General features: G+C 52.1%; 13 protein-coding genes. 9 read left to right on the forward strand and 4 right to left on the reverse strand.

Annotated elements, in window-relative coordinates:
- Window positions 1–36: 36 nt before the first annotated feature.
- The 9 genes from JI741_RS07750 (at window position 37) to JI741_RS07790 (ending at window position 18,182) form a co-directional block, all read left to right on the forward strand.
- Window positions 37–2,409, forward strand: coding sequence for an ABC transporter permease (locus tag JI741_RS07750; protein WP_202008473.1), 2,373 nt, complete (start codon window positions 37–39; stop codon window positions 2,407–2,409).
- A 279-nt stretch (window positions 2,410–2,688) separates the two neighbouring features.
- Complete coding sequence (locus tag JI741_RS07755) at window positions 2,689–3,672, forward strand: FecR family protein (RefSeq protein ID WP_202008474.1); 984 nt, start codon at window positions 2,689–2,691, stop codon at window positions 3,670–3,672.
- Between the two features lie 72 nt (window positions 3,673–3,744).
- On the forward strand, window positions 3,745–7,455 hold the full coding sequence (locus JI741_RS07760; protein WP_202008475.1) for a SusC/RagA family TonB-linked outer membrane protein: 3,711 nt from the start codon (window positions 3,745–3,747) through the stop codon (window positions 7,453–7,455).
- A 5-nt stretch (window positions 7,456–7,460) separates the two neighbouring features.
- The gene (locus JI741_RS07765) at window positions 7,461–9,050 is read left to right on the forward strand and encodes a SusD/RagB family nutrient-binding outer membrane lipoprotein (protein WP_202008476.1); all 1,590 of its coding nucleotides are present in this window, start codon (window positions 7,461–7,463) and stop codon (window positions 9,048–9,050) included.
- A 529-nt stretch (window positions 9,051–9,579) separates the two neighbouring features.
- Entirely contained in the window at window positions 9,580–12,948 is a 3,369-nt protein-coding gene (locus JI741_RS07770; protein ID WP_202008477.1) for a SusC/RagA family TonB-linked outer membrane protein, read from the forward strand.
- A 118-nt stretch (window positions 12,949–13,066) separates the two neighbouring features.
- Window positions 13,067–14,635: a SusD/RagB family nutrient-binding outer membrane lipoprotein gene (locus JI741_RS07775; protein ID WP_202008478.1), complete on the forward strand. Its 1,569-nt coding sequence runs from the start codon at window positions 13,067–13,069 to the stop codon at window positions 14,633–14,635.
- Window positions 14,636–14,821: 186 nt separating this feature from the next.
- Window positions 14,822–16,249: an alpha-L-fucosidase gene (locus JI741_RS07780; RefSeq protein WP_202008479.1), complete on the forward strand. Its 1,428-nt coding sequence runs from the start codon at window positions 14,822–14,824 to the stop codon at window positions 16,247–16,249.
- Between the two features lie 22 nt (window positions 16,250–16,271).
- A complete protein-coding gene (locus JI741_RS07785) occupies window positions 16,272–17,432 on the forward strand; it encodes a sialidase family protein (RefSeq protein WP_202008480.1) in 1,161 nt (386 codons plus the stop codon).
- Between the two features lie 132 nt (window positions 17,433–17,564).
- On the forward strand, window positions 17,565–18,182 hold the full coding sequence (locus JI741_RS07790) for an RNA polymerase sigma factor (protein WP_202008481.1): 618 nt from the start codon (window positions 17,565–17,567) through the stop codon (window positions 18,180–18,182).
- Window positions 18,183–18,470: 288 nt separating this feature from the next.
- On the opposite strand, the gene JI741_RS07795 is transcribed toward JI741_RS07790, so the two are convergent.
- From JI741_RS07795 to JI741_RS07810, 4 genes are all read right to left on the reverse strand, one after another.
- On the reverse strand, window positions 18,471–19,367 hold the full coding sequence (locus tag JI741_RS07795; RefSeq protein ID WP_202008482.1) for a carbohydrate-binding family 9-like protein: 897 nt from the start codon (window positions 19,365–19,367) through the stop codon (window positions 18,471–18,473).
- A 64-nt stretch (window positions 19,368–19,431) separates the two neighbouring features.
- On the reverse strand, window positions 19,432–20,769 hold the full coding sequence (locus tag JI741_RS07800; RefSeq protein WP_202008483.1) for an ATP-binding protein: 1,338 nt from the start codon (window positions 20,767–20,769) through the stop codon (window positions 19,432–19,434).
- A gap of 10 nt (window positions 20,770–20,779) precedes the next feature.
- A complete protein-coding gene (locus JI741_RS07805) occupies window positions 20,780–22,459 on the reverse strand; it encodes an eCIS core domain-containing protein (RefSeq protein ID WP_202008484.1) in 1,680 nt (559 codons plus the stop codon).
- A gap of 131 nt (window positions 22,460–22,590) precedes the next feature.
- The gene (locus JI741_RS07810) at window positions 22,591–26,625 is read right to left on the reverse strand and encodes an eCIS core domain-containing protein (RefSeq protein WP_202008485.1); all 4,035 of its coding nucleotides are present in this window, start codon (window positions 26,623–26,625) and stop codon (window positions 22,591–22,593) included.
- Window positions 26,626–26,664 lie beyond the last annotated feature (39 nt).

Raw genomic sequence — 26,664 nt, forward strand, 5'->3', positions numbered from 1 at the left:
AACTTCGGGCGTCTAAGTTCAAACAACCGGCCGTTTATGCTCACCAACTACATCAAAGTCGCCATCCGGAATCTTCTCCGCCAGAAAGGCTTTTCGTTCATCAACATCCTGGGGCTTGCCCTGGGCATCACCTGCACCGCCCTCATTGGCATGTGGGTCAACGATGAACTGAGCTACGACAAATTTCACAACGACTTTGATCGCATCTACCGGGTCACGGCAACCCTGCCCGAAATGAAGGTGCATGCCGCCGTGTCGTCCGCGCCCCTGGCCATTGCCGTGAAGGCCGAGTTGCCCGAAGTGGAAGACGCCGTTCGCATCTCCGGATTAAATCGCGACCTGATCCAGGTGGGTGATGTGAAATTTGAAGAGAAGGGTGTGATCTATGCCGACTCGAATTTCTTCAACCTGTTCACCTTTCCCTTCATCAAGGGTAGCAAAGAAACTGCGCTGCAAAATCCGGAGGGCGTTGTGATCACCGAAGAAATGGCTCTGAAGTATTTCGGCAGCACCGACGTGCTGGAGAAAACAATCCGGAAAAACGACAAAGATAATTTCACCGTCACCGGTGTCATCGCCAATGTTCCCGACAACTCTCACCTGCAGTTTGATTTTGTGCAGCCGATGCGTTTCCTCGCCCGCACAAACAAGGACCTCAAGAACAACATCTGGGACAATTTTAACTATTACACCTACATAAAGCTTAACGACAAAGTGCAACGGTCGGCGTCGGCCCTTGCCGACATCGAAAAAAAAATGCAGGCGATCTATAAAAAGAATGAGACCGTGCTGAAAGTAAGTTTTGTGTTGCAGCCACTCACAAAGGTTCACCTCTATTCCAATTTTCTGGCCGACATTCCAGGGCATGGCAATGCACAGAACGTATACATTTTTATGGTGGTGGCCGTGTTCATCCTCGTGGTGGCATGTCTCAATTTTATGAATCTTGCCACGGCGCGTGCTGCAAGGCGGGCCAAGGAAGTTGGCCTGCGCAAAGTTGTGGGTGCCATACGTCCGCACCTGATGGGGCAGTTCCTGGCCGAGTCGTTGGTGGTGGCGTTGCTCTCACTTGTCCTGGCATTATTGATCATTTATCTCGTGCTTCCCTACTTCAATACCCTTGGTGGAAAAAATCTTGCGCTTGATTTCACAAATGTGAAAATCATCGGCGGTCTTCTGGGCATTACGGTCATCACGGGATTGTTGGCAGGAAGTTATCCTGCGCTCTACCTCTCTGGTTTTGTTCCGGCCACGGTGTTGAAGGGAAATTTTTCGGGTGGCAAGTCCGGCGGTTTGTTCCGGAACACCATGGTGGTGATTCAGTTTGCTGTGTCCATTTCACTCATCGTGGGCACCACCATTGTGTATCGGCAATTGAAATATATCCAGCAATTAAACCTCGGCTACGACAAAGAGAATCTTTTGTATTTGCCCATGACGGGCGAGATGTGGTCGAAGTATGACGCCTTGCGCGCCAGCCTTGGAAACAACCGGCTCACCAGCCAGTACTCGTTCATCTCCGACCTGCCCACCACATCGTCGGGAGCCACCATCAGTGTGGAGTGGAAAGGGAAAGATCCAAACACGCAGCCCTTGTTCTACAACATCGCCATCGACGAAAATTTTGAAGAAGTTTTTAAAGCAACCTTTCTGGAAGGCCATGGCTATGGCGAAAACGCCAAGGCAGATTCTGTCAACATCGTGTTGAATGAAACGGCCCTAAAAACTATGGACATGCCGCTGGCGTCGGCCGTGGGCACAAAGATCACCGTGTGGGGTCAGGAGCGAACCATCATTGGCGTGGTGAAAGACTTCAACTTTAAACCCGTTCAGGAAACGATCGGGCCCATGTTCCTGAATCGCAATACCTGGGGAGGCTATGCCATCATCCGCACGCTACCGGGCGAAACGGAAAGTGCCATTGCTGCACTGGAGCAGATCTGCAAAACGATCAATCCCAGCTACCCTTTCAACTACAGTTTTCTCGACCAGGATATTGCCAACCTCTACAAGGCCGAACAACGGCTGGGCAGCTTGTTCAATGTGTTTGCCGTGCTGGCGATCGTGATTTCGTGTCTTGGCCTGTATGGCTTGTCGGCCTACCTCGCCGAACGGCGAACACGCGAGCTGGGCATACGCAAAGTGCTGGGAGCTTCCGGGTTTCAGCTGGTCTACCTTCTGTCGGCCACCTTCACCCGTCCCATTCTCATTGCCACGGCAATTGCCATACCCCTCGCGTGGTACGGCATGAGTCAATGGCTCGACGGCTTTGCGTATCACGTCACGATCGACTGGTCGATTTTTTTAATCGCGTTTCTGTCGGCCCTGATCATCGCCTGGCTGACCGTGAGCTTTGAATCGATCAAGGCGGCCACCACAAATCCGGTCAAATCCCTGCGATCGGAATAGGGGCTGGCAGTGGGCGCGTTTCCGCCCAGTTTCTCCCTGAAAAAAGGTTAACATGCCCCGCGGCCTCTGTAGGGGGCGTTGCATTCGATTGCTGTTGAGTTTTTGTGTCAAATTAATTCCCTTTTGGGGTATTAGATTGTTGGCGGTGTGCCGTTTAGAAGGGGTTATGGAGTTTGGTTGGGGCGTGGATGCAGGAAATATTTGGTGGAAAGTGGTATGGAGGCATCGCGAAGCGAATTAGCTTTGCTACCTTGAAATTCGTAAAGACTGTTTTGTTTAATGAATTATTATAAAGACTATTCGGTGGAAGCGTTAGCGCTGGATAAGAGTTTTCAGGAGTGGGTGCTAAACCCGGATGCCCAGTCGGACCAAATCTGGCAGGAATGGCTGCGCCAAAATCCGGATAAACAACACGATGTTGCGCAAGCCATGGAGCTTGTGCGGTTGTCGGGCCTTTCGGCCGATGCTGAAGCAAACGCTGCTTACCTGGAAGGATGGTCGAAAGTAATGGAAGCCGCCAATGCCGATGCGCGCCCCTCGCGTGGCAAGTGGGTGGCCTATGCCTCGCTGGCCGCCGCCTTGGTGGGCCTGCTGGTGCTGGTTTATGTGTATCGATTTGCCGGCAATGCCGTTACAGAATTTAAGACGGCCTATGCCGAAGTGAAAGAAATTGAATTGAAAGACGGCACACGCGTAATGCTGAATGCCAATTCCACGCTGACCTACAACGACAACTGGGACGATGCGGCAACCCGCGAAGTTACCCTGAAGGGTGAAGGCTTTTTCACCGTGGTGCACACTGCCGACGACAAACCGTTTGTGGTGCACGCGCAAAACGAAGCCACCATCCTGGTGCTGGGAACAGAATTTAACGTGAGCACACGCCGCAACAAGGTGGCCGTCTATCTGCAGTCGGGCAAAGTGCGTTTTAACACGGCATTGCAGGAGGTGACGATGAAACCCGGAGAAAGCATTGAATATATCCCCGGCCGTACCGAAGTGGAACTGAAACCCGGCACGGAAGAAACCGTTGCCTGGACAAACAAACAATATGTGATGAGTGACACGCCGCTCGCCGACGTGGTGCGTGACCTGGAAGACACCTATGGAAAACCGGTGATGGTTTCAGACACGACCCTGCTGGCAAAACGCGTAACGGCCAAGGTGCCCGCCAACAATTTGAACGTACTGCTGGAGGTGTTGTCGCAAACCCTCAAGCTGAACATAGAGGATCAGAATAACAAAATAGTCATCCGTCAATAAAAATGGAGCTTGGCGTTTGAAGGAATAGGTTATTAAACACAAGGGGGAGTCTTTAACCGAGTCATAAGACCTATGAGTCGCCAATCACAGAAGGGGATGAAAGCCGCCGTGGCTTTTATTTCATGCTTTTGCATGATGGGCATTTGCTGTGCTCAAAATATGGCCTTCCGCGGCAAAAATAAAGTGCCGCTCACGTCTCCCACGCCCAAAGAAGGCGAAGTTCCCCTGGTCGACATTCTCGAAAAACTCGAACACAGCCGAGGCGTCAGCTTCGCGTTTCAAAAACAATTTCTCGATGGTAAGTTCTCCAAGCCTTTCCCGCTGCTGACCGACGACATCGAAACCTATCTTTCCGAATTGCTCACACCGCTGCAACTGGGATTCCGCCGGGTGCACAACATCGCCGAAAAAATCTACATTATCTATCCGCTGCCCACACGCATTCGTCCACGTGCCCATGCCTTGTTGCCCGATTCTGCACAGGCACTGGAAACAAAAGACGACGACCTGCGCGTGATCTCGGGTCGCGTGGAGGATGTGCGCAACGTGGGCATGGCCGGTGTGAATGTGATGCTGAAGGGCAACACCCTTGGCGCCATAACCGACAGCGATGGCAACTTCTCTATGGCCGCGCCCCGCAATGCGTCAACCACGCTGGTGGTGTCGCACCTGGGGTTCCGCACACAGGAAGTATCACTGACCGGTAGCGATGCCGTTGCCGTGGTGCTGGAAGAAAATCCGCATGCACTGCCGGAGGTGGTGGTGACAGCATTGGGCATCAACCGCGACCAGAAAGCGCTGGGCTATGCCGCCACCACGGTGGGGGCCACCACAGTGAGCGAAGCGGGCTACACCAACTTTGCATCGGCACTCTATGGCAAGGTGCCCGGCGTGCGCATTCGCACCGCCCCCGGTGGTGCAACCAGTGCCGTGACCATGCAGATTCGCGGATTTAATTCACTGAACTATAACACCCAACCCCTCTACGTGATCGACGGCGTGCTGATGCGCGACTCGAACGAGAAAGGCGCTGCGGGACTGAACAACGACGATTATTTTACCGACCAGCGTGTGCGTGGCAACGGCATTCTGGACATCAGCCCCGGCGACATTGAAACGCTGACCGTGCTGAAGGGCGCGAGCGCCACCGCGCTCTATGGATCGGATGCCGCCAGCGGCGTGGTGCTCATCACTACCAAGAAAGGATCAAAAAAAGCCGGGCTGGGCGTGGATGTGAATTATTCTGTGACGGTGGAGAAGGCGGCGTTCATGCCAAAATATCAGAACGTGTATGGCCCCGGCTATGACCGTGCCACCAACGTGGCCCTGGGCGCCGACAAAGACGGCTGGGTGATGCTGGACACCGACGGCGATGGCGTGGACGATGCACGCCGGCCGTTATTTGAATCGTATGCACAATTTGGACCGGCCATGCAGGGACAGGAAGCGTTGTGGTGGGACGGCTCAAAGAAACCTTATGTGCCACAGCCCAACAACTACAAAGACTTTTATCGTCAGGGATTGAGTTCGGTATTCAACGTGGCCTTCAACAACCAGATTGAACGGCTAACCTATCGCTTCTCTTACACACGCAACGACTACGAGGGCATCCAGGTGGGCGGCAAGCTGGCGCGCAACACCTTCAACCTCAACACCAGCCTGAAGCTGAGCAGCAAGCTCACGGCCGACCTGGTTGTTAATTTCACCAACAGCCGCATTCACAACCGGCCCATGAAAGTGAACCGCTTGTTGTCGAGCTATTCGGGCTTCTTCAACCGGGCACAAAACATGTCCGACTTCTTTGATAAATATCAAACCAGCGAAGGGTATAAGTGGGTGCCCTACAGTCAGTCGCAACGCAATCCGGAGGAGGCGCTCAAGTTCACCACGCCGCGTGGCTATGAGGTGATGGACCTGTTGTGGCAGCAGTTGAAGAACAGCGAGAACGAAATGCAAAACCGCATCATCACCAGCTTCACGCTGAAGTATGACATCCATAAAAATATTAAGTTCCGCGGTCGCATTGGCAATGACCTGACACGTGCCGAAACGGAAACAAAACAATACAACGAATACCCCACCGCCTTCAATGGCGCCAGCAGCACCGGCTCCTATGGTGTGGCACAGGGACGCTATTCTTTTTTCTACACCGACGCGTTGCTGACCTACGACAAAAAACTGGCGAAAGATTTTCGCGTCTCGGTGAGCGGCGGGTTTCAGTTGCGCAATGAACTATATCACGACGAATCCAACAGCACCAACGGCGGGCTGGTGGTAGAGAACTGGTTCGACCTGCGCAATTCTTTTCACGCCACACTGAACACAAAGCGCACACAATCAAAAATTCTGAAGTATGCATTCCTGGGCTTGGCCGACATCAGCTACAAGGACATGCTTTTCCTGGAGGGCACCTGGCGCCAGGAATATTCGTCTACGTTGCCACCGTCGAACAATAGTTATTTCTATCCGTCGGTGAACAGCAGTTTTGTTTTCACTGAGGCGTTCGACTTGCCGGCCTTTGTCAACTTTGGCAAGATCAGGGCGTCGTATGGCATTGTGGGCAATGCGCCGCCGGTCTATGAAGCCAACGTGCTCTATGAAATCACCAATCTGCAAACGGTGACTGGCCCCGTGATTGCGGCGAGTTCGAGCGGAAGCTTGTATGGCAACAACAACATCCGCCCCGAGCGCAAACATGAACTGGAAGTGGGGTTGGAAACGCGTTTGTTCAAAAACAAGCTGGGCATTGACCTCACCTACTATGAGAGCCGCACCGCAGGACAGATTCTGAAACTGGATCTTCCCAGCAGCACAGGGTCCACCCGAATCCTCACAAATATCGGCGAGCTGCGCAGTCACGGCTGGGAGCTTGGCTTGTCGGTGACGCCCGTGGCACGGAAAATTTTGTGGACCACCACGGTGAACGCGGCAGTGAACAACACTACGCTCAACAATCTGACGCAGGGCATCAATCAGCTCATCTTCCGCGATTTCGAAGGCAGCTCGGTGCGGTTGGTGGCCGAACCGAATCAACCCATCGGCAACATCTATGTGCACCCCCGGTTAACCGACAGCAACGGCAACTATGTGATCAACGACGAAGGACTTTATGTGATGGACAAGAGCCGCTACAGCAAAGTGGGCAACATTCTGCCGCGTGTCACGGGCGGCGTCACAAACCAGTGGCTCTATAAAAACTTCACCCTCGAAGCACAGATCGACTACAGCTTTGGCGGACAAATCATTTCGCCTCCCTTAAAGTATGGCAAGGCCGCAGGGCAATTTGAAACCACGCTACACTATCGCGATGCCGAACACGGCGGGCTTTCCTACTACACCAACGACCAGGGCGAAAATGTGCTGCTGAACGGATCGGCGGCGCCGGTGGGAAGCACCGTGTATCACGATGGTCTTGTGCTGGAAGGTGTGCGCGAAGACGGCCAACCCAACACAAAGGTGATTGATGCCGCGTCGTATTATCTGAACATGTATGACTGGGGTAACAATGCGTGGAATGAAGACGGCATGATTTACAAGAACAGCTTTGTGAAAGTGCGCGAAATTGTGTTCAGCTATTCGCTGCCACGCAAGATGACGTCGAAGATGCATTTCCAAACCGTGCGGCTGTCGCTGGTGGGACGCAACCTGTTCTACCTGTGGCGCACGCTCGAGAACCTTGACCCCGAATCGTCGCTGGGCACCAACTGGCAAAACCAGAGCGTGGACGAAGGTGCGGGCGCGGCCACACGCAGCTACGGATTTTCTGTTCACCTCGGCTTCTGACACACATGCGGCAACGAACCACCATAGCGCTCTTCTTTTCGATGCTGACCATCGCCGGTTGCCAGCAGGAACTGGCAGACCGTTATCTGAACCCCGACCGCACGGGCGATCCAACCCTCGATAAATTTTTCACCAAGCTGCTCGACGACAATCGCGTTCGACCTTCGTATTGGGAAATCAGCACGTTTGTAAACTGGCACATTGGCGTATACTCACAGTCGGTCGGATTTCTGAACAGCGAAGTGATGTATCAGCAAAACGGGCAATATGTGCAGGACCGCTGGGACGATTTTTACCGGCCCAGCGCAAATGGTTCGGGTGTTGTGGCGCACTTCCGCGAAATGGAAAGACTCTACGATGCCATGGGCACAGAGGAGCGCAAGAAATGGGAAGTGTATATGCAGGCCGCCCGCATCGTATACTATGATCATGCCATTGAGATGGTGGACCTGTGGGGTGACATCCCGCTGAGCGAGGCGGGGTTGCTCAACAAAACGGGAGAGATTGTGTATGCCAAATTCGACGATGCCGCCGGCATTTATGCGGAAGCAAACACGGCGTTGGCCGAAGCGGCGCTCTATTTTCAAAGCGCCGCCATTCCCGACGCTTCACGCTCAGGGTTTGTGCGGCAAGACATTTTGCTGATGGGCGATGTGGGCCGGTGGCAACGGTATGCCAACACGCTGCGCCTGCGCGCGCTCATGCGCACATCGTTTGTGAACGAAGCCGCCGCCGAAGCCAGCGTGATGGAGATGCTCACCCACGAGGGACTCTATCCTTTGTTGAGCAGCGGCACCTATGTGGCCGGAACAAGCGACGTGCTGCTGACGCCGCTCACAAGTTTTACCGGCGACCTGCACGACGCATTTCGCGACTGGACAAATTTTCCGGCACCCTATTTTTTGCTGGAGCAGGTGCTGAAGCCCGCCAACGATCCACGCATCGAGGTGTTGTTTGACAAATATGGCGCCATCGAAAACAACGTGTTTCGCCCCAACACAGACTATAACGCCATGCCGCTCACGCTCACGCGCGTGGATCAGCAACGCGGCCTGGGCAACTATGCCATCCTGGACTCGGCCACGTTTCTCTATAATTCGAAATTGCCGGGTGTGGTGATGACGGCCGCAGAAGCAGATTTTCTAAAGGCCGAAGCCTTCGAACGATGGGGGGGTGGCGATGCTGCGCACTCCTACGAACAGGGCATCAAACACTCCATTGAATTTTATTACTACCTCAACAGCCTCAACATCCTCACACGCTTGCCCCTTGTGCATCCTACCACGGCGGCCCTTGAAACGTTTGTGCACGACACACCGGCCATTCACTACGAAGGCACACAAACCGAAAGGCTGGCGAAGATCTGGACGCAAAAGTGGGCACACCTTGGTTGGCTACAGGCCGCTGAGGCGTGGGCCGAACAGCGCCGTACTAACTATCCACAACTCTCCTTTTTTGAGGCGCCGCTTTCGGGATTTGCGCAGCCGCCTACCCGACTTACCTATCCCGCCAAGGAAAAAACCTACAACGTCAACTACAGCACCGTGCAAGACGACGACGTGCGCACCACCCGCATTTTCTGGGACCTTAATTAGAGGACCCACAAGCCGTTACTGATTTTTTTGCTGCGGTAGTAAACTAGGGCAAAAGGCGGTTTTATATGGCGAATTGCGGTGAAACCCGTATCCTTTGGTGGCATCCTGAAAGATTTCGGAATATTTTTTTGTGAAGGAGGTTAGATTCTTCACCCTGCCCCGTTTGGGTCTCGATCGGGCAAAAAGGCGGGATGTTGCTGCCGTGCCCGAACCCTGGCATGAACATTTTTCCATTTTCATTCACACGTGTGGAAGATATTTCGGCCGTTGACCTGGTGTTGTCGACGGTGGTGGCCTCATGCTGCGAGTTGTACTCGGAGTTCCTTCTGATTTTGTTTGGGTTAAAACTAAAACCAAGGAGTGTCACCATCGTTGGGCAACACCGGGTCGGCGACTGCCGTCCAGAAAGGCCGCCGGCCGCGGCTTCTATCTCATCCCTTTCCAAAGAATTAAACGCGTGTCTCTTTCCGGCAAAACCGGGAAGGGATGTATTATTTAATGTCCATCCTAAACTTAATTTATTCATTCTATGATGAAAGATTTACGAAGAAAGGTAAAACTCCACTACCTGGTTTTTGCCCTATGCCTCTGCACGGCATTTGTTGCGCAGGGACAAAACACGGTCGTCGTCAATGGGACGGTGACCTCCAGCAGTGACGGCTCGACCCTGCCCGGCGTGAACGTGCTGGTGAAGGGAACTGCCCAAGGCACCACTACCGACTCTGACGGTAAGTATTCGCTGAGCGTACCAGACAACAACGCAGTGCTGGTGTTTTCATTCATTGGTTTTGTTTCCAAAGAAATTGCGGTAGGCTCACAAACTACCGTGGATATCGTGATGGAAGACGACGCCAGGCAATTGGGCGAAGTGGTTGTGACGGCCTTCGGTATTGAACGCGAAAAGAAAGCGTTGGGCTACTCGGTGGCCAGCGTTAACTCGGAAGCGATCACCGCGGCAGGCAACACCAACTTTGCATCTGCCCTTTATGGTAAAGCTCCCGGTGTAAGAATCTCGACGGCTCCCGGTGGTGCAACCAGCGCAGTGAACGTTCAGGTTCGTGGTATCAACTCCATCAAATCACAAAACAACCAGCCGTTGTATGTGGTCGATGGTGTGATGATCCGGAACATCGAACAATCTTCGGGCGGCTCGGTAAACAACGATGGCTACTGGAGCGATCAGAAAATTCGCGGCAACGGTATCCTCGACATCAACCCAGCCGACATTGACAATCTGGTGGTGCTGAAAGGCGCAAGTGCGGCAGCGCTCTATGGCTCGGAAGCATCAAATGGTGTGATTGTGATCACCACCAAAAACGGCAGTAAGGCCAAAGGTCTTGGTGTGGATTTCAACTACAACTTCAGTGTTGAGCAAGTGGCTTTCCTGCCCAAGTATCAGAATACCTATGGTCCCGGCTATGACCGCGCAACCAACATTCTGAACGGTGCAACAGAAGATGGAGGATTTATCCCTGTCGATACGGACGGCGACGGCAGCGTGGACGGTGTGCGTCCCTATTTCCGTGCCTATGGCCAATTTGGTCCTAAAATGGATGGTCGTGAAGTGGTTTGGTGGGATGGTACAAAACGTAGCTATTCGGCACAGCCAAACAACTACAAGGATTTCTATCAAACCGGCCACACGTCGAACTTCAACATTGCTGTGTCGGGACATTCTGACAAAGCAACATACAGATTGTCGTTCACGCGTTTGGATTACAAGAGCATCGCGCCGGGCGCAAATTCGGAACGGAATTCATTCAACCTGAACACATCGTTGAAGCTGAACAGCAGAGTAAGTGCCGATGTAGTGATAAACTATGTGAATGGCCATGTTCACAACCGCCCCGAGTCGATCAACCGCCTTACGGCGAACTATGGTGGGTTCTTTAGCCGCGCCGACTACATGGATGTGTATCAGAATAAATATCAGACCAGCACAGGCTTCAAGTATGTGTTGTATAATCAGACAAACAGAAATCCTGAGGAAGCCATCAAGTACAACATTCGTGCAACTGATTTGCTGGAATACCTGTGGAGAAACGTTCGCAACAACGACGACGAATATCAGGACAGGCTTATTTCCAGCGTAACGCTGAACTATGAAATTGCAAAAGGTCTGAAGTTCAGAGGCCGTGTGGGTAATGACTTCACCAGCACGCGCAACCAGATAGAACAATTCAACGAATATCCGATTGCGTTTAACTCTGGTGCATCGAGCACCGGTAGCTATTCTGTTTCACAAGGCCGGTATTCAATTTTGTATTCTGATGCCTTCCTGACGTATAGCAAAGACCTTAGCCCTTCGTTCAAGCTGGCGGTTATGGGTGGTGTACAAACCAAGACTCAAAACTACATCGATCAAAGCTCGGGTACCACTAACGGTCTGGTAGATGAAAACTGGTTTGCCTTGAGCAACTCAACCGGCATCCTTTCCACCAGTTCAAACCGCACCAAGGCAACGATGTATGCCTACCTGGGAACACTGAATCTTAGCTTCAAAGAATACCTGTATTTGGAAGCGACGGGCAGACAGGAATATACATCCACCTTGCCTCCTAAGAACAACGCCTATTTCTATCCTAGTGTGAACGCCGGCTTCATCTTCACAGATGCATTCCAGCTGCCACAGTTCTTCAGCTTTGGTAAGGTTCGCGCGTCTTATGCCCAGATTGCTAACGGCACAACGCCCTACAGATCAAATGTGTCCTACGCACAAACTACACTGCAAACTGTCAACGGTCCTGTTACGAAGCTGGGTGCATCCCGAGAATATGGTAACAACGAACTGAAACCTGAACGTAAAAAAGAAATTGAACTTGGTCTTGATTTGAGAGTTTTGCAAAACAAGATTGGCTTAGACTTTACGTATTACTCCAACACCATCAGCGACCAAATCCTCGATCTCAGCCTTCCTCAAAGCACCGGTGCAACATCGGTAATTGCGAACCTGGGAGAGCTGGCGTCGAAAGGTGTTGAATTGGGCATTTCGGCCACACCATTTGAATCTGGTGCAGTGCGTTGGGATACACGTTTGAACTTTGCCAATTCGGTAACGAAAGTGAATAGCCTTGCTCCCGGGATGACAGAATACACGACCTACAATCTCGATGCAGGTGCGGTGTTGATCAAAGCAGAACCCGGTCAGACAATTGGTAATATCTATGCTCACCCTCGTCAACAGGATGCTAACGGTAATTTCATTGTAGATGATGATCCTACATCAGACTACTATGGTCTCTACAAATTGAGCGCTGACTACACAAAAGTTGGAAACGTTCAGCCTAAGGCTGTAGGTGGCTGGTCAAACACGATTTCGTACAAAGCATTCTCGTTGAATTTCCTGTTGGATTACCGTTTCGGTGGTTCACTGGTGTCGGCTCCTCTGCTCTACGCCTATGGTGTAGGGATGTATGAAAGCACCATGGAACATCGTGATGAGGCAAACGGCGGTTTGCCTTACAACATTGTGAACAACGTGAAAGTGTTGGCGGCAAATCATGCCAGCGCAGAATTTCACGACGGTGTTTTGCTTGACGGTGTGAAGAGTGGCGACGGTACTGCCAACAACATTGTTGTGGATGCGGCTACGTACTACCTGAACAGCTTCTATTGGGCCAGCGGATGGTATGAAAAAGAAGGTATTCACAAGAACGACTACATCAAAATGCGCGAAGTGGTGTTGAGCTATAATCTGCCCAAAACCATTGCAAGCAAACTTCGCTTCCAGAACATCCAGGTTTCGCTGGTGGGTAGAAACCTTTTCTACGTGCACAGAACACTGAAGAACCTGGATCCTGAAGTAGCCATAGGCTCTAACTGGACAAGACAAGGTGTGGACGAAGGATCGATGGCCGCAACACGCAGCTATGGTTTCTCTATTCATGCTAGCTTCTAAACAGCAACGAATCTATTAATACACTATGCACACAAAACCGAGTTTCGAACAACAACGAAAAACTGACAACAGAATGACAGGGTTGTGGCATACATTAAACTTTAAAACTTATATTTCTATGAGAAAAATATTCGTCGGCATCTTTGCTGGCATGCTAATGCTGGGGGTCCTGGTGTCCTGTAAGGACAAGCTCGAGGAGCAATATTTCAATCCGGAAAAAACAACGGAAGCATCGATCGGTAAATTCTTTACGTTCATGCTCGACAACAGCCGTGTTCGTCCGGAATACTGGAACGTCCGTACGTTTTTGGCGATGCACCCCGCGGTGTATACGCAAGCCGTGAGCTTTATGAACACATCAAAGCGCTATCAGCAACAAGTAAACTATCTCGACGACTACTGGAGAGATTATTATACACCGACTGCCGGAGGCGTGGTAGCACATTTGCGCGAAATTGAAAAGGCATACGCCGGATTATCGGCCGAAGAGAAAGCAAACGCTGATGTTTTTGTGCATGCCGCAAAGGTGGTTTACTACGACCAGACTGCGCAGATGGTTGATTTGTGGGGCGACATTCCGTTTTCGGAAGCAGGTTCACTGAACCTTTCTGGTGCCACAACATCACCTAAGTTCGACAATGCAGAAGAAATCTACGCCGCCATATTGACTGGCCTGGAAGAAGCTGCTGCGTATTTTGAAAGTGCCAACCTTGACCCTCTTGTGGCAAGCTCGTTTACGAAGCAAGACATTTTGTTGCAAGGAAACCTCAACAAATGGAGACGCTATGCTAACTCGCTGCGCCTGCGTGCCTTGATGCGCATTTCGTTCCAGAATGAAAGCAAGGCAAAAGCTGATGTTCTGGAGATGCTGAGCGCCCCCGCGTCTTATCCCCTCATTGAAGATGCAGCGTTCAACATCCTGCTGTCGCCACAGACAACCTACAATGACAACTTGCGCAACGCGGTGACCGAGCTGAACTCCTACATTGCACCTGAGCATTTGCTCGACGGTGTGCTTAAGCCCGCAAACGATCCACGACTGCGTTCACTGTTTGACAAAAACACGACAGATCAAGGTGTGCACAACGCCGACTATTTCGCAATGCCCGTGACGCTGAACTCAGCAGCTCAGGAAGAAAACATCGGCGATGGAAAATATGCCATCCTGGATTCTGCTACATTTTTGTTCAATACAAAATTCCCTGGCATTGTATTTACATCGTCTGAAACCGCTTTCCTGAAAGCAGAAGCCTTCGAACGTTGGGGAAGCACCACCGACGCAGAAGCCGCCTACTTGAAAGGTGTGACCGACGCTGTGAAGTTCACTTTCTACCTCAATACATTGGGTGCTGGCAAAGAAGCTCCGGTAACCGCAGACGAAATCAGCGACCTGTTGGCAAGTGCCGAGGTGGCCTACACGGGCACAACAACAGAGAAACAAATCAAGATCTGGACACAGAAATGGGTGGACTTCGGTTTGATCCAGTCTGTTCAGGGCTGGTCTGAATTGAGAAGAACAAAATACCCTGTGCTTACCTTCCTCAGCGATGGCAGCGCAGTGGATTTCCAACTTCCGGGTTCACGCTTGGTTTACCCTCCCAACGAGAAAACCTTCAATGCCGTGAACTATGCGAAAGTGGCTGATAAAGATAAACCGTCGACCAAAATATTCTGGGACGTAAAATAACACGTATACATTTTTATGCGGGTTGGTGAAAAAGGGGAGCTGCGCTTAACTGCGCAGCTCCCGCTTTTTTTATAGAAACCGTTCTTATAAAATCATCGAAAAAAACCGAAGAGATCAATGGTGTGGACGACACACATCGCTACCTTGGTTTGCTGTTTCAATCCTGTCGAAGCCAAAAACTATACCATGAAATATTTCTTTGTTTTACTTTTCCTGTGCGCATCGGTCTGCATACACGCTCAAGGGAATTTGCATCAACAGTCCACACAATATGAAGCGCCGGAAGATCCGCTGGTTAAGGCCAACCTGGAGCGGTGGCGCGATCAGAAATTCGGGATGATCATTCACTGGGGGCTCTATGCCGTGCCGGGCATCATAGAATCGTGGGCACTGTGTTCCGAAGACTGGATCAGCCGCGACAGCACAATAGCATACGACGATTTCAAGAAATGGTATTGGGGAAAGAACAAGGAATTTAATCCCGTGAAATTTAACCCCGATCAGTGGGCCGCGGCGGCACAAAGCGCGGGGATGCGCTACCTGGTGTTCACCACCAAACATCACGACGGTTTCTCGATGTTCGACACACAACAATCTGATTTCAAAATCACCAACGGGCCCTTTGGCACGAATCCCAAAGCGAATGTTGCCAAACATGTTTTTGAATCGTTTCGCAAAAAGGGTTTTATGATCGGTGCCTATTTCTCAAAACCCGATTGGCACACCGAATATTATTGGTGGCCAAAATATGCCACAGCCGACCGCAATGTGAACTACGACATCCGTAAAAATCCATGGCGTTGGAACATGTTCAAGCAGTTCACACACAACCAGATTCAGGAGTTGATGAGCGACTATGGCAAGATCGACATCCTGTGGCTCGACGGCGGCTGGGTGCGACCACTCGAAACCGTGACCGACGAAGTGCGGGCATGGGGAGCAGCCATTCCACCCTACAGTCAGGACATCGACATGCCGCACATCGCCACCATGGCCCGCGGCAAGCAACCCGGCCTGCTCATTGTTGACCGGACCGTGCACGGCAAATTCGAAAACTATCAGACTCCGGAACAAAGCATACCCAAACAAAAGCTGGATCATCCGTGGGAAAGCTGCATCACGCTTGGTGGCGCATGGGGCTATGTGCCTAACGATCATTTCAAAAGCGATGTGCAGGTCATTCACATGCTGGTGGAGGTGGTGGCCAAGGGTGGAAGCTTGCTGCTGGGCGTTGGTCCCACAGCCGAAGGAATATTGCTCGACGAACAGGTGTTGCGTCTTCAGCAGATTGGGCAGTGGCTCAATCAAAATGGAACGGCCATCTATAACACACGCACCACCGATCACTACAACGATGGCAAAACATACTTCACGGCCAACAAAGACGGTTCGCTCAATGCACTCGTGCTCTTGCCGGAAAACGAGCCTGCGCCGGCAACCGTTACCTGGAAAGGAAACGTGCCGAAGAAAGGTGCCGTGCTGAAGTTCAACGCCACGGGCAAAGCGGTGAAGTGGAAAGTCAGCGGCGACAACGTGACGGTTACACTGCCCACCGCGTTCATCAAAGAACATAAAACATATCCGGCCTATACGTTCTCTTACCCTGTGAAATAGAATTTATCTTTAGACCATCGCAATGCAACAAAAAACCAGTCTTCTTCTCGTCGTCTTTTTTGTGGGCCTGCTCTGCTGCTTCAGTGCCATCATTCCCGCGCAGAACAACGATGCGCTGGTCAAGGTGGCGTCGGTGCAGGACGCGGAGGCCATCCGTTATGTGACCTCCATCCGGTTCACAGACCAGGCCGAACAACCTTCAGGCGACCCCGTCACCTTCAACACGCTGAGCAAAGATTTTGTGTTTCCCGAAGGGCAACCCTTTCCGCAGTGTCATGCGTCGTCCATTGTGCGCGCGGGCGATCAGTTTTTAGTGGCCTGGTTTGGAGGCACACATGAAAAGCATAGCGATGTGGGCATCTGGCTCTCGAGGGGCACACCGGGTCACTGGTCGGCACCTATAGAAGTGGCGAAGCTTCGTGAAGATGCGCATTGGAATCCGGTGCTTTTCAAAAAGCCTAACGGCGAAATTATTTTATACTTCAAGGTGGGCAAGACCATCGACGCATGGGAAACATGGTTCAAGGTCTCGAGCGACAACGGCGCTACATGGTCGGCCGCCAAAGAATTAGTTCGTGGCGACAAAGGTGGACGCGGGCCTGTGCGGAACAAACCTATTCTGCTTTCTAACGGCACGTGGCTGGCGCCGTCATCGAACGAGCGCAAAGGCGTGTGGAATGCGTTTGTGGATCGGAGCGAAGATCAAGGTAAAACCTGGAAGGCATCGGCGTTCATTCCCCTGAACCGCGACTCCGTTCCCGGTGAGGGAGTGATTCAGCCCACACTGTGGGAGTCGGCTCCGGGTGAAGTGCACATGTTGCTGCGCAGCTCGGCCGGCGTGATCTGTCGCAGCGACTCGCACGACGCGGGCAAAACGTGGACGGCCATCTACAAGACCACCCTGCCTAACCCCAACAGCGGCATCGACATCACCAGGCTGGACAATGGCACGCTGGTGTTGGTCTATAACCGCGATGGCAAAAACTGGGGGGCACGTCACCCCATTTCGCTCACAGCCTCCAAAGACAATGGCAAAACGTGGTCGCCGCCGTTCGACATCGAAACCGGCCAAGGCGACGACGAATTTTCCTACCCCTCCATCATCAGCTTTGGCGACACGGTGGCGTTGACCTATACCTGGAAAAGGAAATCGATTTCGTGCTGGGTGGGCACCGTGAAGTGATGCCATAAACAACACACGGATGAGCGAAATTTTGTTGGAATCAGGCTTTCTGTCACCGAAAGCCGGTTTTAGGTGTGACCTCAGTATTAATTCTTTGCGATTTTTGTAGCTTAGTGGAGCGAAATCGCCCCCATGAACGTAGCCAAGAATTTGTCCGAATCCGCCGACCTTAGCCCCCAAAAGGGCGAAGTGGTCTCGTTGCAGGAACACACCCTGTGGCGCGATTTCAAGTCGGGCGACCTCTCGGCCTATGCCGTGCTCTATCGCAAATATTTCTTCGCGCTCTATACCTACGGCAAAAAGATCAGCACCGACCACGAACTGGTGAAAGACTGTGTGCAGGACCTCTTCGTGAAAATCTGGAACAACCGCGAAAATCTGTCGGACACCACGTCCATAAAATATTACCTCTTCACTTCCCTCAAACGCAAGCTGCTCGACAACCTGCGCTCGGCCCATCACAAAAACAAAGCCGACGACGACATTGCCGACCTGGTGATTTCTGACGATGAATTTTTGGCCGACGATCTTTCGGAAGACCAACGCGAAAAAGTGGTGCGCGCCATCAGCACATTGTCCAAACATCAGCAGCAGCTCATCCACATGAAATTCCACGAAGAGCGCACCAACCAGGAAATCTCCGACGCGCTCGGCATCACCATTCAATCGGTCTACAATGCCGTGTTCAAAACTTTGCGTACCATTCGCAAGCAAATGCTGATGGTGTTGGCGTTGTTGTTGAGCCTGTGATGTCTTATCTATCCTCGCTAATCAGCTATAGGATATTGATCTTGTGAAGCTCCTTATTCCACGCTTTTGGAATATTTGGCCGTTTTCGGGTGTTTCTAGTCCTATTTTTATCTGTAAACCAGTGCTTTACAATTTAGGAATCCAATTCCACAATTGTAAAGAAAATCAGATTCAACCAGAAAGTAGCTCCCGAATTATATTGCCACCTGCATATTCCCTTCGATCGTACTTCTGGCTGGAATCATCAGTTCCGGAAAAAGATGAAGGGTTCTCAAGAAGGAAGTATCATCACGGCGTTTTCACAAACTCCACAAAAGTGAAACACTCGGGCACGTGCGAGTCCCACACGCCATGTGGGCTCCAGGCCCAGCCTCCGGAATCTTTGGATGGAGGCGCGTCTTTATAGGTATTGAACCTCGAGAAATCCATTCGCCACACGTCGCCGGGTTTTGGTGGCAGCGCGCGACCGTCGATCTTGGCCAGGCTTGAGAGGCCCGACCAGGGTAAGGCCAACTCCACCGTCCATCCCTTGTCGTGGTCTGTGTTGTTGTTTAATGTGCCATCCACGTGCACAGCTTTTTTCAGACCGGGATAGTCCCAGTTCCAGAAGCCGATTCTTTTGCCACGCGGATGCGAACGATAGCCGACGCCGTTAAACTTTCGCGCCAACGGGTGGGTTGGATCAAACTCTTTCAGGGTGTTGTAGCCGTACTGCTTGAAGGCATTCTCCCAGAAAAACAATACCTCATAAATCGTAGCATGTGCATTGATTTCAAGCTCGTAGTAGCCGTCGCGTCCTGCAATGAACAGTTCCACGTCGTTGTCCTGATAGATGGGCGCATCGCGTTCCGTGAGTGTGGCCGTGACCTGTGGCTCTTCGATCCAATAGGCCACATAGAGATATTCGTCGTCCCACACCACGGCGGCCCGGGTGTCGCGGTGTGTGGCCGTGCCGTTGATGAGATCGCGGAAGGGCGTGGAGCGACGGGCTGTCTGCCACACGGCATCATCGAGCTTGCCATCGATGGCGGGAGCCTGGGTGATGCGCGCGGCCTGATAGTGCGGAATGGCATCGATGGGACAACGCTGTTGTGGGTCCGATTGAAATCCGCGGGTGTCGGGAATTGTTTCGCTGGTCAGCATCGGTATGCAACCGATGAGCAGGAGCCATCTTTTGAAAGTCATGTGCAAATTGAAAAACGAAAGATACAGCCGTTGGCCATAAATTGAATCACGCTCATCAAAAACACTAGAGGCTGAACACCCGTTCTTCCTTCTCATACTCACGGCGTATGCCTTCCATCAAATCGTTTCTGGATATGATGTTGCTCTGGCGGCGAAGGGCCTGAAGCGATGCATAGTGAATCACGTTGACGATGGCCGATCCGCTCACTTCATATTTGCCGGCGAGGTAGTGGAGGTCCACGTCATGGGCTGGTGTGGCCAACGGTGGGAACGTGTTTTCCCACAGCGCAAATCGCTCCGCTGTGCTGGGCATAGGAAAATGGACGATGGTGTTGAAGCGGCGCAGAAAAGCCTGGTCGATGTTGCTTTTGTAGTTCGAAGCGAGAATGATGAGACCCGAAAATTCTTCCACGCGTTGCAAGAGATACGACACTTCCTGGTTGGCGTATTTGTCGTGGGCGTTTTGAACGTTCGAGCGTTTGCCAAACAGGGCGTCGGCTTCGTCAAAAAAAAGTATCCATTCCTTGTGTTCGGCTTTGCTGAATATTTTTTCCAGGTTCTTCTCCGTTTCACCGATGTATTTCGACACCACCAGCGAGAGGTCGATGCGGTAGACGTCGCGCTGAAATTGTTTTCCCAGCAGTGTGGCCGTTAATGTTTTGCCGGTTCCGGGTGGACCATGAAAGAGGGCGCGGTAGCCGGGTTTCACTTTTGTTTCCATGCCCCAGGTTTGCATGAAGGTGTTGTTGTGGTCGAGCCAGGTGCGGATGTCCTGCACCTGCTGTTCCGTTTTCGGGTTCAGGATGAGATCGCCCCATTCCATTTTCGTTGTGATGTTTTTTGCGGGGAAGTCGGGACCGAACGACGGTTTTGTTATGGAACCCAGCGTGAACAGATCAACCAATTCCTGTTTCAGAATGATGCGGCCGCTCAGGCGTGGCTCGCCTTCGCGCAACGATTCAAGCACAAGAATGTCTTCGCGAGCAAAGAAGTGTTCGGGCGAAAAATAGTGCGACACTTCAAAACGCTTCTCAATGTCGTTGCCGCCCAGAATAAACAGCGCCGTTTCGCCGGTGGGCAGCATGCCGCGATGGTTGCTGACCTTCACACCACCCATCTCGGCAAAGTCGCCTCCGTTGGGTAGATAGGGTTGAATGATGGCATCGAGAAAATTGGGTTGAATGTGTGGCACAAGCCCCAACAGAAAAATAATGTAGGCTTCAATGGTGAGCTGATGGTGAGCAATGAATTCGCTCAGTGGTCCACCGTCGCCTTCCAGTGCGAGGTCGGGATAGATCACCCCGGTGGGATCTTGTTTGTTGAAATGGTGCTGCAATCGTCGCTGTGTCACTTCACGCAAAAAGTCGAGCGAGCGAATAATGTTGTCGAAGGGTTTCTCCATGCTTGTGTCGTCAGTTTCGGGTGTATCGGATCACCACCTTCCGGTCTTTCGGGTCGACCTGGGCTTTGCTTTCGGTGTCGCTGCAGTTGAAGGAGCCCGCTTCAATTTCTGTGCAGGTCTTGCCCGGCACGGTGGGCTGAAACGACGTGAACAAGGTCGCGGCCACGCCACGCTTCAACATCTCCGACTTCACCAGGTCAACACGTCGCTTCACCAGTCTGGTGTTGTAGTCCGGATCGTTGGCGGGTTTGTCTTTTGAAGCATAGCCTTCCAGTTGTATTTTCTTGATGTCGCCGCGAGCGTCTATAATGGCGACCGCTTCTTCAAATCCCAGCTTTCCATCGGCGGTCACGCTCACCCCGAAACTGGCGGCGGGGTTAAACCAGGGTTGTGGCGTGTCGATGTTGAAGAACACATCGTTGCGGAATTCTGTGGGAAGCTTCTCGTCTTTTTTTTCGGTCACCGTTTGTTCGAGGGTGAAGCTTGTGCCGTTCAGGATGTTGTATTCGTCGCGCCACTTCTGGCATTCGAACAGGATGGTGGCGGGATCCTGCATCATGTCGTGGGCTTTCTTGGTGGTCAGAAAATCCTTGCAGTTCTTCGATCCGCTGTTGGTCACCACACCATCCAGTTCGGCGCCGCAGCAGGGGTCGCGGTGTGTGCCACGTTCTTCCAGGCCGTGTTCGGCGCGAATTTTATTTTCGATGGTCACGGCGGGCGTGTGTTCACCTCTGCCCGTGGTGGCGTTGCCGTTAAAATCGTCGAGCGCTTTCCCTTTGTTGATGGCCGACGCATGGCCGCAAAGCTCGTGGGCCAGCACAAGCCAGGGCGGTGTGTCCATCACGTTGCCGGCCTTCGACACCACGGGAAATGTTTTTCCGTTGGGCGACGCCACACTGATGGACGCGCCGGTGCCGGTGGTCCGCGCAAGCTTTCGGTTGTCTTCGGCCGTAAACGGATCTACTGTGTCGCTGATGGTGATCTTGAACGTGTTTGCCGAGTTCACCATGTCGCATGCACACGCGCATCCGTCTGGTGTTTTGCTCTTGCTGATTTTCGACACCGTGTTTGCCTTGGCATCTTTGGTGGTTCCGGTGCAAAACGTTTGGTCCAGTTCGATGTTTCCCTTGTTGATGGAGGGCGACGCGTCGGCGCAAATTTCTTTCATGTAGCTCACCACCGTCTGGCCGTTGGTTTGATCGAGCCCGGTGCCTTTTGGATTGGGAATTTTGTCGTCGGGTTTAATGACTTCTATTTTTCGCTGCACCGTGTTGGTGCCTTTCGACTGTTGCACCACGTGTGTGAGTTCGTGCGCCAGCAGGTGCCGTCCTGCGTTGGTCGACGGGTTGTAGCGGCCTTCGCGAAACGCAACGTGATGGCCATGGGTATAGGCCTGTGCCTGTATCTCGGCCGACGATTGATGGGCCGTGGCATCGTTGTGGATGCGCACATGGCTGAAGTTGTGGTGAAACCGGTCTTGCATGAACCCGAGCGTTGTTGCGTCCATCGGTTGTCCCGCCGACTGCAATGTTTTTTGCACGCCCGCCGGCGCCGTAGATTGGGAGGCTCCGTGATTGCCGGAAGCCGGCTTCAGGTTCACCGTTCCGTTCGCCACAGGCCCCTGCATGACCTGGTCGGCCATGGCGTCGGCCTGGCGCTCGCCGCTGTCGGCTGAAAATTCCGACGACATGAGCTGACCAAAAAATGGTTTTCCCCCGGACTGAAAGGCCGGCGATGACGCGGAAGGTCTATGTGATTTACAGCGATGTCGTGCCATAGCAGGAGGTTGTTGTGCCGTTTGCCGACGGGTTTGTCTGGGTGCTATTCATTGTCTTTTTTATCTGAGTAGGTTTTGGATGGGTCCTGGACTGCCGGATCTGGCGCGGGCACCGCGTCGGAACCAAACAGATTTTCTTCGTTCAGAAAATACGACATCGTCATGTTGTTACCCGGTGCAAAACCAACAAACACATTCTTGGTTCCCGTTAAACTATCGAGCGACCATTCGCGTGCGCTCAGACCACGGATCTGTGTTCCGTCAAAAGTTCCCGAGGTATCAAAGGTGAGCACCGTGGCGGGTGGTCGCACAAACAACACCGTGGCCTGATGTTGCCACACCAGCCATTGCTTGATCAGCTTTGCGCTGGGCTTGTTGTCGAAGTTCAACGGACAACTCTTTTCTCCGTCGGGACATAGGTCCGGGTTGGGCTTCACCCGCATAATGCTCTCCATAAACGTTTTTTTCGGAGGTCCTTTTTTTGGTTTTGTTTCATTAACAATACGATCGCTGTTTATGGAGTATGTCCACCCGTTTCGAATCAGTCCGTTCTTGATTTCGAAGCTCGCTTCTTCGTAGTCGGCAATGGTTGTTTGTGTGTTGCCCTTTTGTTCCTTGTATATCGTTTCAGTATCAAACAATTTCAAATCATCTTCCGGGAATGAAGAAACGATGTTGGAATTGTCGGGGATGAATGGGGGTTTGTTTTTCCGGTTCTCCTGCGACTCGAACATGGTCAGCTTGGCGCGATCTTCCAGCATCTTTTTGCGTTTCACGTTCAGGTCGGCCAGTTCTTTTTCAACGGCCGCCAGTTCTTTCTTGGGATCTGCCTTTAGTAGCCGTTTTCGTTTGTCGGCAAGCTCCTTGATTTTTTTCAACACCGGTGCTTCATTCTTCTCGTAGAAGGCAGCATAGGGTTTTGTGATTTCTAGATCCGACCACTTCATCCAGAAAATGCTGGCCCCACAACTGAAATCGTCCAGACGGCCCGGCCGCTTGAAGACGGGTTTTGAAGGTGCCGGTGGACAAACTGTTTTCATATCCCAGGGAACGGCCTTGTCTTTGGCAAGCAACTTTGCTTGGTTATAGTAGAACATCGCGTTCTTGCGCAGACCGCCTGCGGGAGAAAGGCCGCGGGAATGCTGAAGGATGCTGCTGATCTGATCGCACACCAGCGAGGTGACAATAGAAACGGATAACGTTTTTCGTTGCTCTTCGCGCCACGCGGTGGGGTCGTTGGTTTTATACCACGCTTCCAGAATGGCTTTCCATCGCGCGAAATCTTCTTCCTGTCCCGGGGGCACGGGCACTTTTTTCAATGCCTTGTTTTCCTTCGACACGAGTTCGTTTTCGGAAATCCCAACGCGCAATTCGGTGAAGGTGGCAATTTCTTTCCACGCGAAGTCTGGAATTTGTTTTTTGTCGTGCATTTCTTTGAGAAGCCCGAGTGCCTGCTTTGCATTCAATGCATTAATTTTCTTTCGGGCTTTGGTGCGGAACAGGCCAACGAGTAGCTGTCGTTCTTCGGTACGTGTTTTCGTCACTACATTCTTCTCGGCGTCTGAAAAATCAGCTTGCAGCGCCTCGATGTCGTCTTCCAGTTTTTTTATTTCTTCCATCACCTTACCAAAGTCGTCTGTGGATTTTTCGAGCTTGCTCAGGGCGATGTATTGCGTTCGCAGCTTTCCCGCGAGCTCTTTCACTTTGTCGGCCTTGTCAGCATTTTTGGATTTCACCAGCTTGCGCAACTTCACCCACAGTGCCTCGAGTTTGGCTGCGTCGACTTTGTTGATGTCGCTGGATGATTCGCCAATCCGTTGCAACACGTCTTCGTCTGAACCGGCGTTGAGCTCTACATCTTTCAGCAACAGCAGAAGCGATTTGGGATCTTTTTCCCATGTGCCGTGCGCGGTGGCGTAGCGCATGCCTGAAAAATGAATGATGGCATACTCGACCCAGGGTGGAAAGAAATTTGACGCTTGGTGTTTTTTGAAGACATCAACGATTTCATGCAGCAGCGCATCGTGATCCATGTTCTTTAGCACACCGCGATAGTGACTCATGCGCCACTGGCTCAGGTCGCTCTTTTGCTTGCTGGTCATGCCTCCGGGCGATCCCTGCTTTTTCACAGCCTCAACTGCCTTCATAATGCGTTTCATGTCAGCGTCGAGTTGTTTGAGGCTTGCTTCGACCGCTTTTAGTCGTTCTGCTGTTTTTTTGTTGAATTGTTTCTGATCGTCGATTTGGTCAATGATGCTGGCCTTCGCGTCGGCCAGTGGGCCCACCAGTTCTTCATATTTCTCCATCACCGGTTTCATGTCGTCCGATAGCTTTGCACGTTTTTCGATGGCGTCGGCTTTCTGCTTTTCAAATAAATTCTTCTGTGAAAGATAATCCTTGCTCAAGAGCTTGTATCGCTTAAGCTCCAGATAGTTAAGATTGTTTTGCGACCACTCGATTTTGTCAAGCAGCGTTTTCATTCCCTTTTCAATTTTTATCCTGGCGTTGTTCGCCGCCTGTGCGGCCGTTCCGGGTTTCAAAAGATCTCTCAGGTTTTTCTCCGTCACTTTCAGCTCACCTTCCATTCGCGTAACTTCTTCTTTGCCATTTTGGACCTCGGCTTTCAAATCCGTTCGTTCTGTCTTTGCTTCATCCAACTTTGTCTGAATGGCCACGCGATCACCCTCCAGAATTTTCGACAAATCGTCGCCTTGCGCTGTAGCATCGCCGGGCAAAAAACCTTTCTCTTCAAAGCTCTTCACAATTTCCAGGAAGGCGCGAAGGCTATCTTCGCGTTGAGGGTAAATGATTTTTCGCAAGTCGATGTTTTTCCACAAAAATGCCTGCCCCACGGGAGATTCCCATTCTTTCGCGTTGTCTGTCGACGGCACCTGTATAGGTTCACTTTGGCGTCTTATCTTTTTGTCTTCGCGTTGCACTACGGCGCCGATCATGGGTCGCGACAGGGGAGGGATTGATGGCGATCCGTTTTTTCGATTTGTATCCGCGGGCGCCCCTGCGGCATAGGCACGTCCGTTTGCTATGCCCGCCGCGACAACCTTTCCTTCCTGCAAGGCGCTCTTCTTCAAACCGGGTGTCGCCGTTGCGATTGACGCATGGCGCAGCGCCGGGGTTGGCTGTGAAACACTGGCTTCTTTTCGATGCACTTCTTCGTCGCAGGCCGCACATTTTTTCTGCACCACTACTGCGGCGGGTTTTGCATCGTGCGATGGCGCTGTGAAAGTACGATCACCAACTTGCTTCGACGCCTCCGACGGTTTTGCCGTCTCGTGATGGTTGTGTTGTTCTATGCCTTCCTGACTTTTTTGCTGCGTCTTTCCGTTTTGTTGAATCACGTGAGTGAGCTCGTGTGCGAGCAATTTTCGTCCTGTGGCTGATCCGGGTTGATATTGTCCCGCGGCAAACGCAACGTGGTGGCCGTGTGTGTAGGCCAGCGCGTTGATGTCGGCGGTGGATTGATGCGAAGCGGCGTCGTTGTGAATGCGCACTTGTGCAAAGTCATAGCCAAACCGCGCTTCCATGAACGAGCGTGTGCTACGGTCCATCGGGCTACCTCCTGACTGAAGGGTGCTGTAGACCGATGGCGAAACGTCGGGGAGGGTTGAATGCGCTGTTGCCTTTCGTTGCACGGCGTCTTCTTTTTCACACTCCGAACATTGTCGTTGCACAGCCAGCCCGGGCGCGGGTTTAAGTTGAACGGATTGTTTTTTCTCTTTCTCTTCGCATGCCGGACACTTTCGTTGCACCATCGCGTCCGTCGCTGATTTTGCCAAGGCTTCCTGGCGATGAACGTGCTCTTCTTCTTCACAGGCGGCGCATTTCTTTTGAATGCCTGCGGGTGCAGACGTGACCTGGGAAACATCAGCGTCGGGCATTCGCATCACGGCATCGGCCATGGCATCGGCTTCTTTTTCGTAGGGATCGTTTACGGGGCCGATGGTTAGTTTAGGCTGAATCAACGGAGGAAAAAATGGCGTGTCTTTTTTTTGACCAAAGAAATTCTGTTCGGGCTTTCGCACGGGCGTGGAGTGACTGGAAGGTTGCGCGACATGTTCCATGACAGACGCGTGATCAGAATGGTATAGTGCTCACTACTT

Source organism: Chryseolinea lacunae, assembly GCF_016735595.1.
In the GTDB taxonomy this organism is placed as follows: domain Bacteria; phylum Bacteroidota; class Bacteroidia; order Cytophagales; family Cyclobacteriaceae; genus Chryseolinea; species Chryseolinea lacunae.

What these genes read in the sequence shown, in the direction of transcription:
- JI741_RS07750 (WP_202008473.1), top strand. Translation starts at nt 37, where the DNA reads ATGCTCACCAACTACATCAAAGTCGCCATCCGGAATCTTCTCCGCCAG.
- JI741_RS07755 (WP_202008474.1), top strand. Translation starts at nt 2,689, where the DNA reads ATGAATTATTATAAAGACTATTCGGTGGAAGCGTTAGCGCTGGATAAG.
- JI741_RS07760 (WP_202008475.1), top strand. Translation starts at nt 3,745, where the DNA reads ATGAGTCGCCAATCACAGAAGGGGATGAAAGCCGCCGTGGCTTTTATT.
- JI741_RS07765 (WP_202008476.1), top strand. Translation starts at nt 7,461, where the DNA reads ATGCGGCAACGAACCACCATAGCGCTCTTCTTTTCGATGCTGACCATC.
- JI741_RS07770 (WP_202008477.1), top strand. Translation starts at nt 9,580, where the DNA reads ATGATGAAAGATTTACGAAGAAAGGTAAAACTCCACTACCTGGTTTTT.
- JI741_RS07775 (WP_202008478.1), top strand. Translation starts at nt 13,067, where the DNA reads ATGAGAAAAATATTCGTCGGCATCTTTGCTGGCATGCTAATGCTGGGG.
- JI741_RS07780 (WP_202008479.1), top strand. Translation starts at nt 14,822, where the DNA reads ATGAAATATTTCTTTGTTTTACTTTTCCTGTGCGCATCGGTCTGCATA.
- JI741_RS07785 (WP_202008480.1), top strand. Translation starts at nt 16,272, where the DNA reads ATGCAACAAAAAACCAGTCTTCTTCTCGTCGTCTTTTTTGTGGGCCTG.
- JI741_RS07790 (WP_202008481.1), top strand. Translation starts at nt 17,565, where the DNA reads ATGAACGTAGCCAAGAATTTGTCCGAATCCGCCGACCTTAGCCCCCAA.
- JI741_RS07795 (WP_202008482.1), bottom strand. Translation starts at nt 19,367, where the DNA reads ATGACTTTCAAAAGATGGCTCCTGCTCATCGGTTGCATACCGATGCTG.
- JI741_RS07800 (WP_202008483.1), bottom strand. Translation starts at nt 20,769, where the DNA reads ATGGAGAAACCCTTCGACAACATTATTCGCTCGCTCGACTTTTTGCGT.
- JI741_RS07805 (WP_202008484.1), bottom strand. Translation starts at nt 22,459, where the DNA reads ATGTCGTCGGAATTTTCAGCCGACAGCGGCGAGCGCCAGGCCGACGCC.
- JI741_RS07810 (WP_202008485.1), bottom strand. Translation starts at nt 26,625, where the DNA reads ATGGAACATGTCGCGCAACCTTCCAGTCACTCCACGCCCGTGCGAAAG.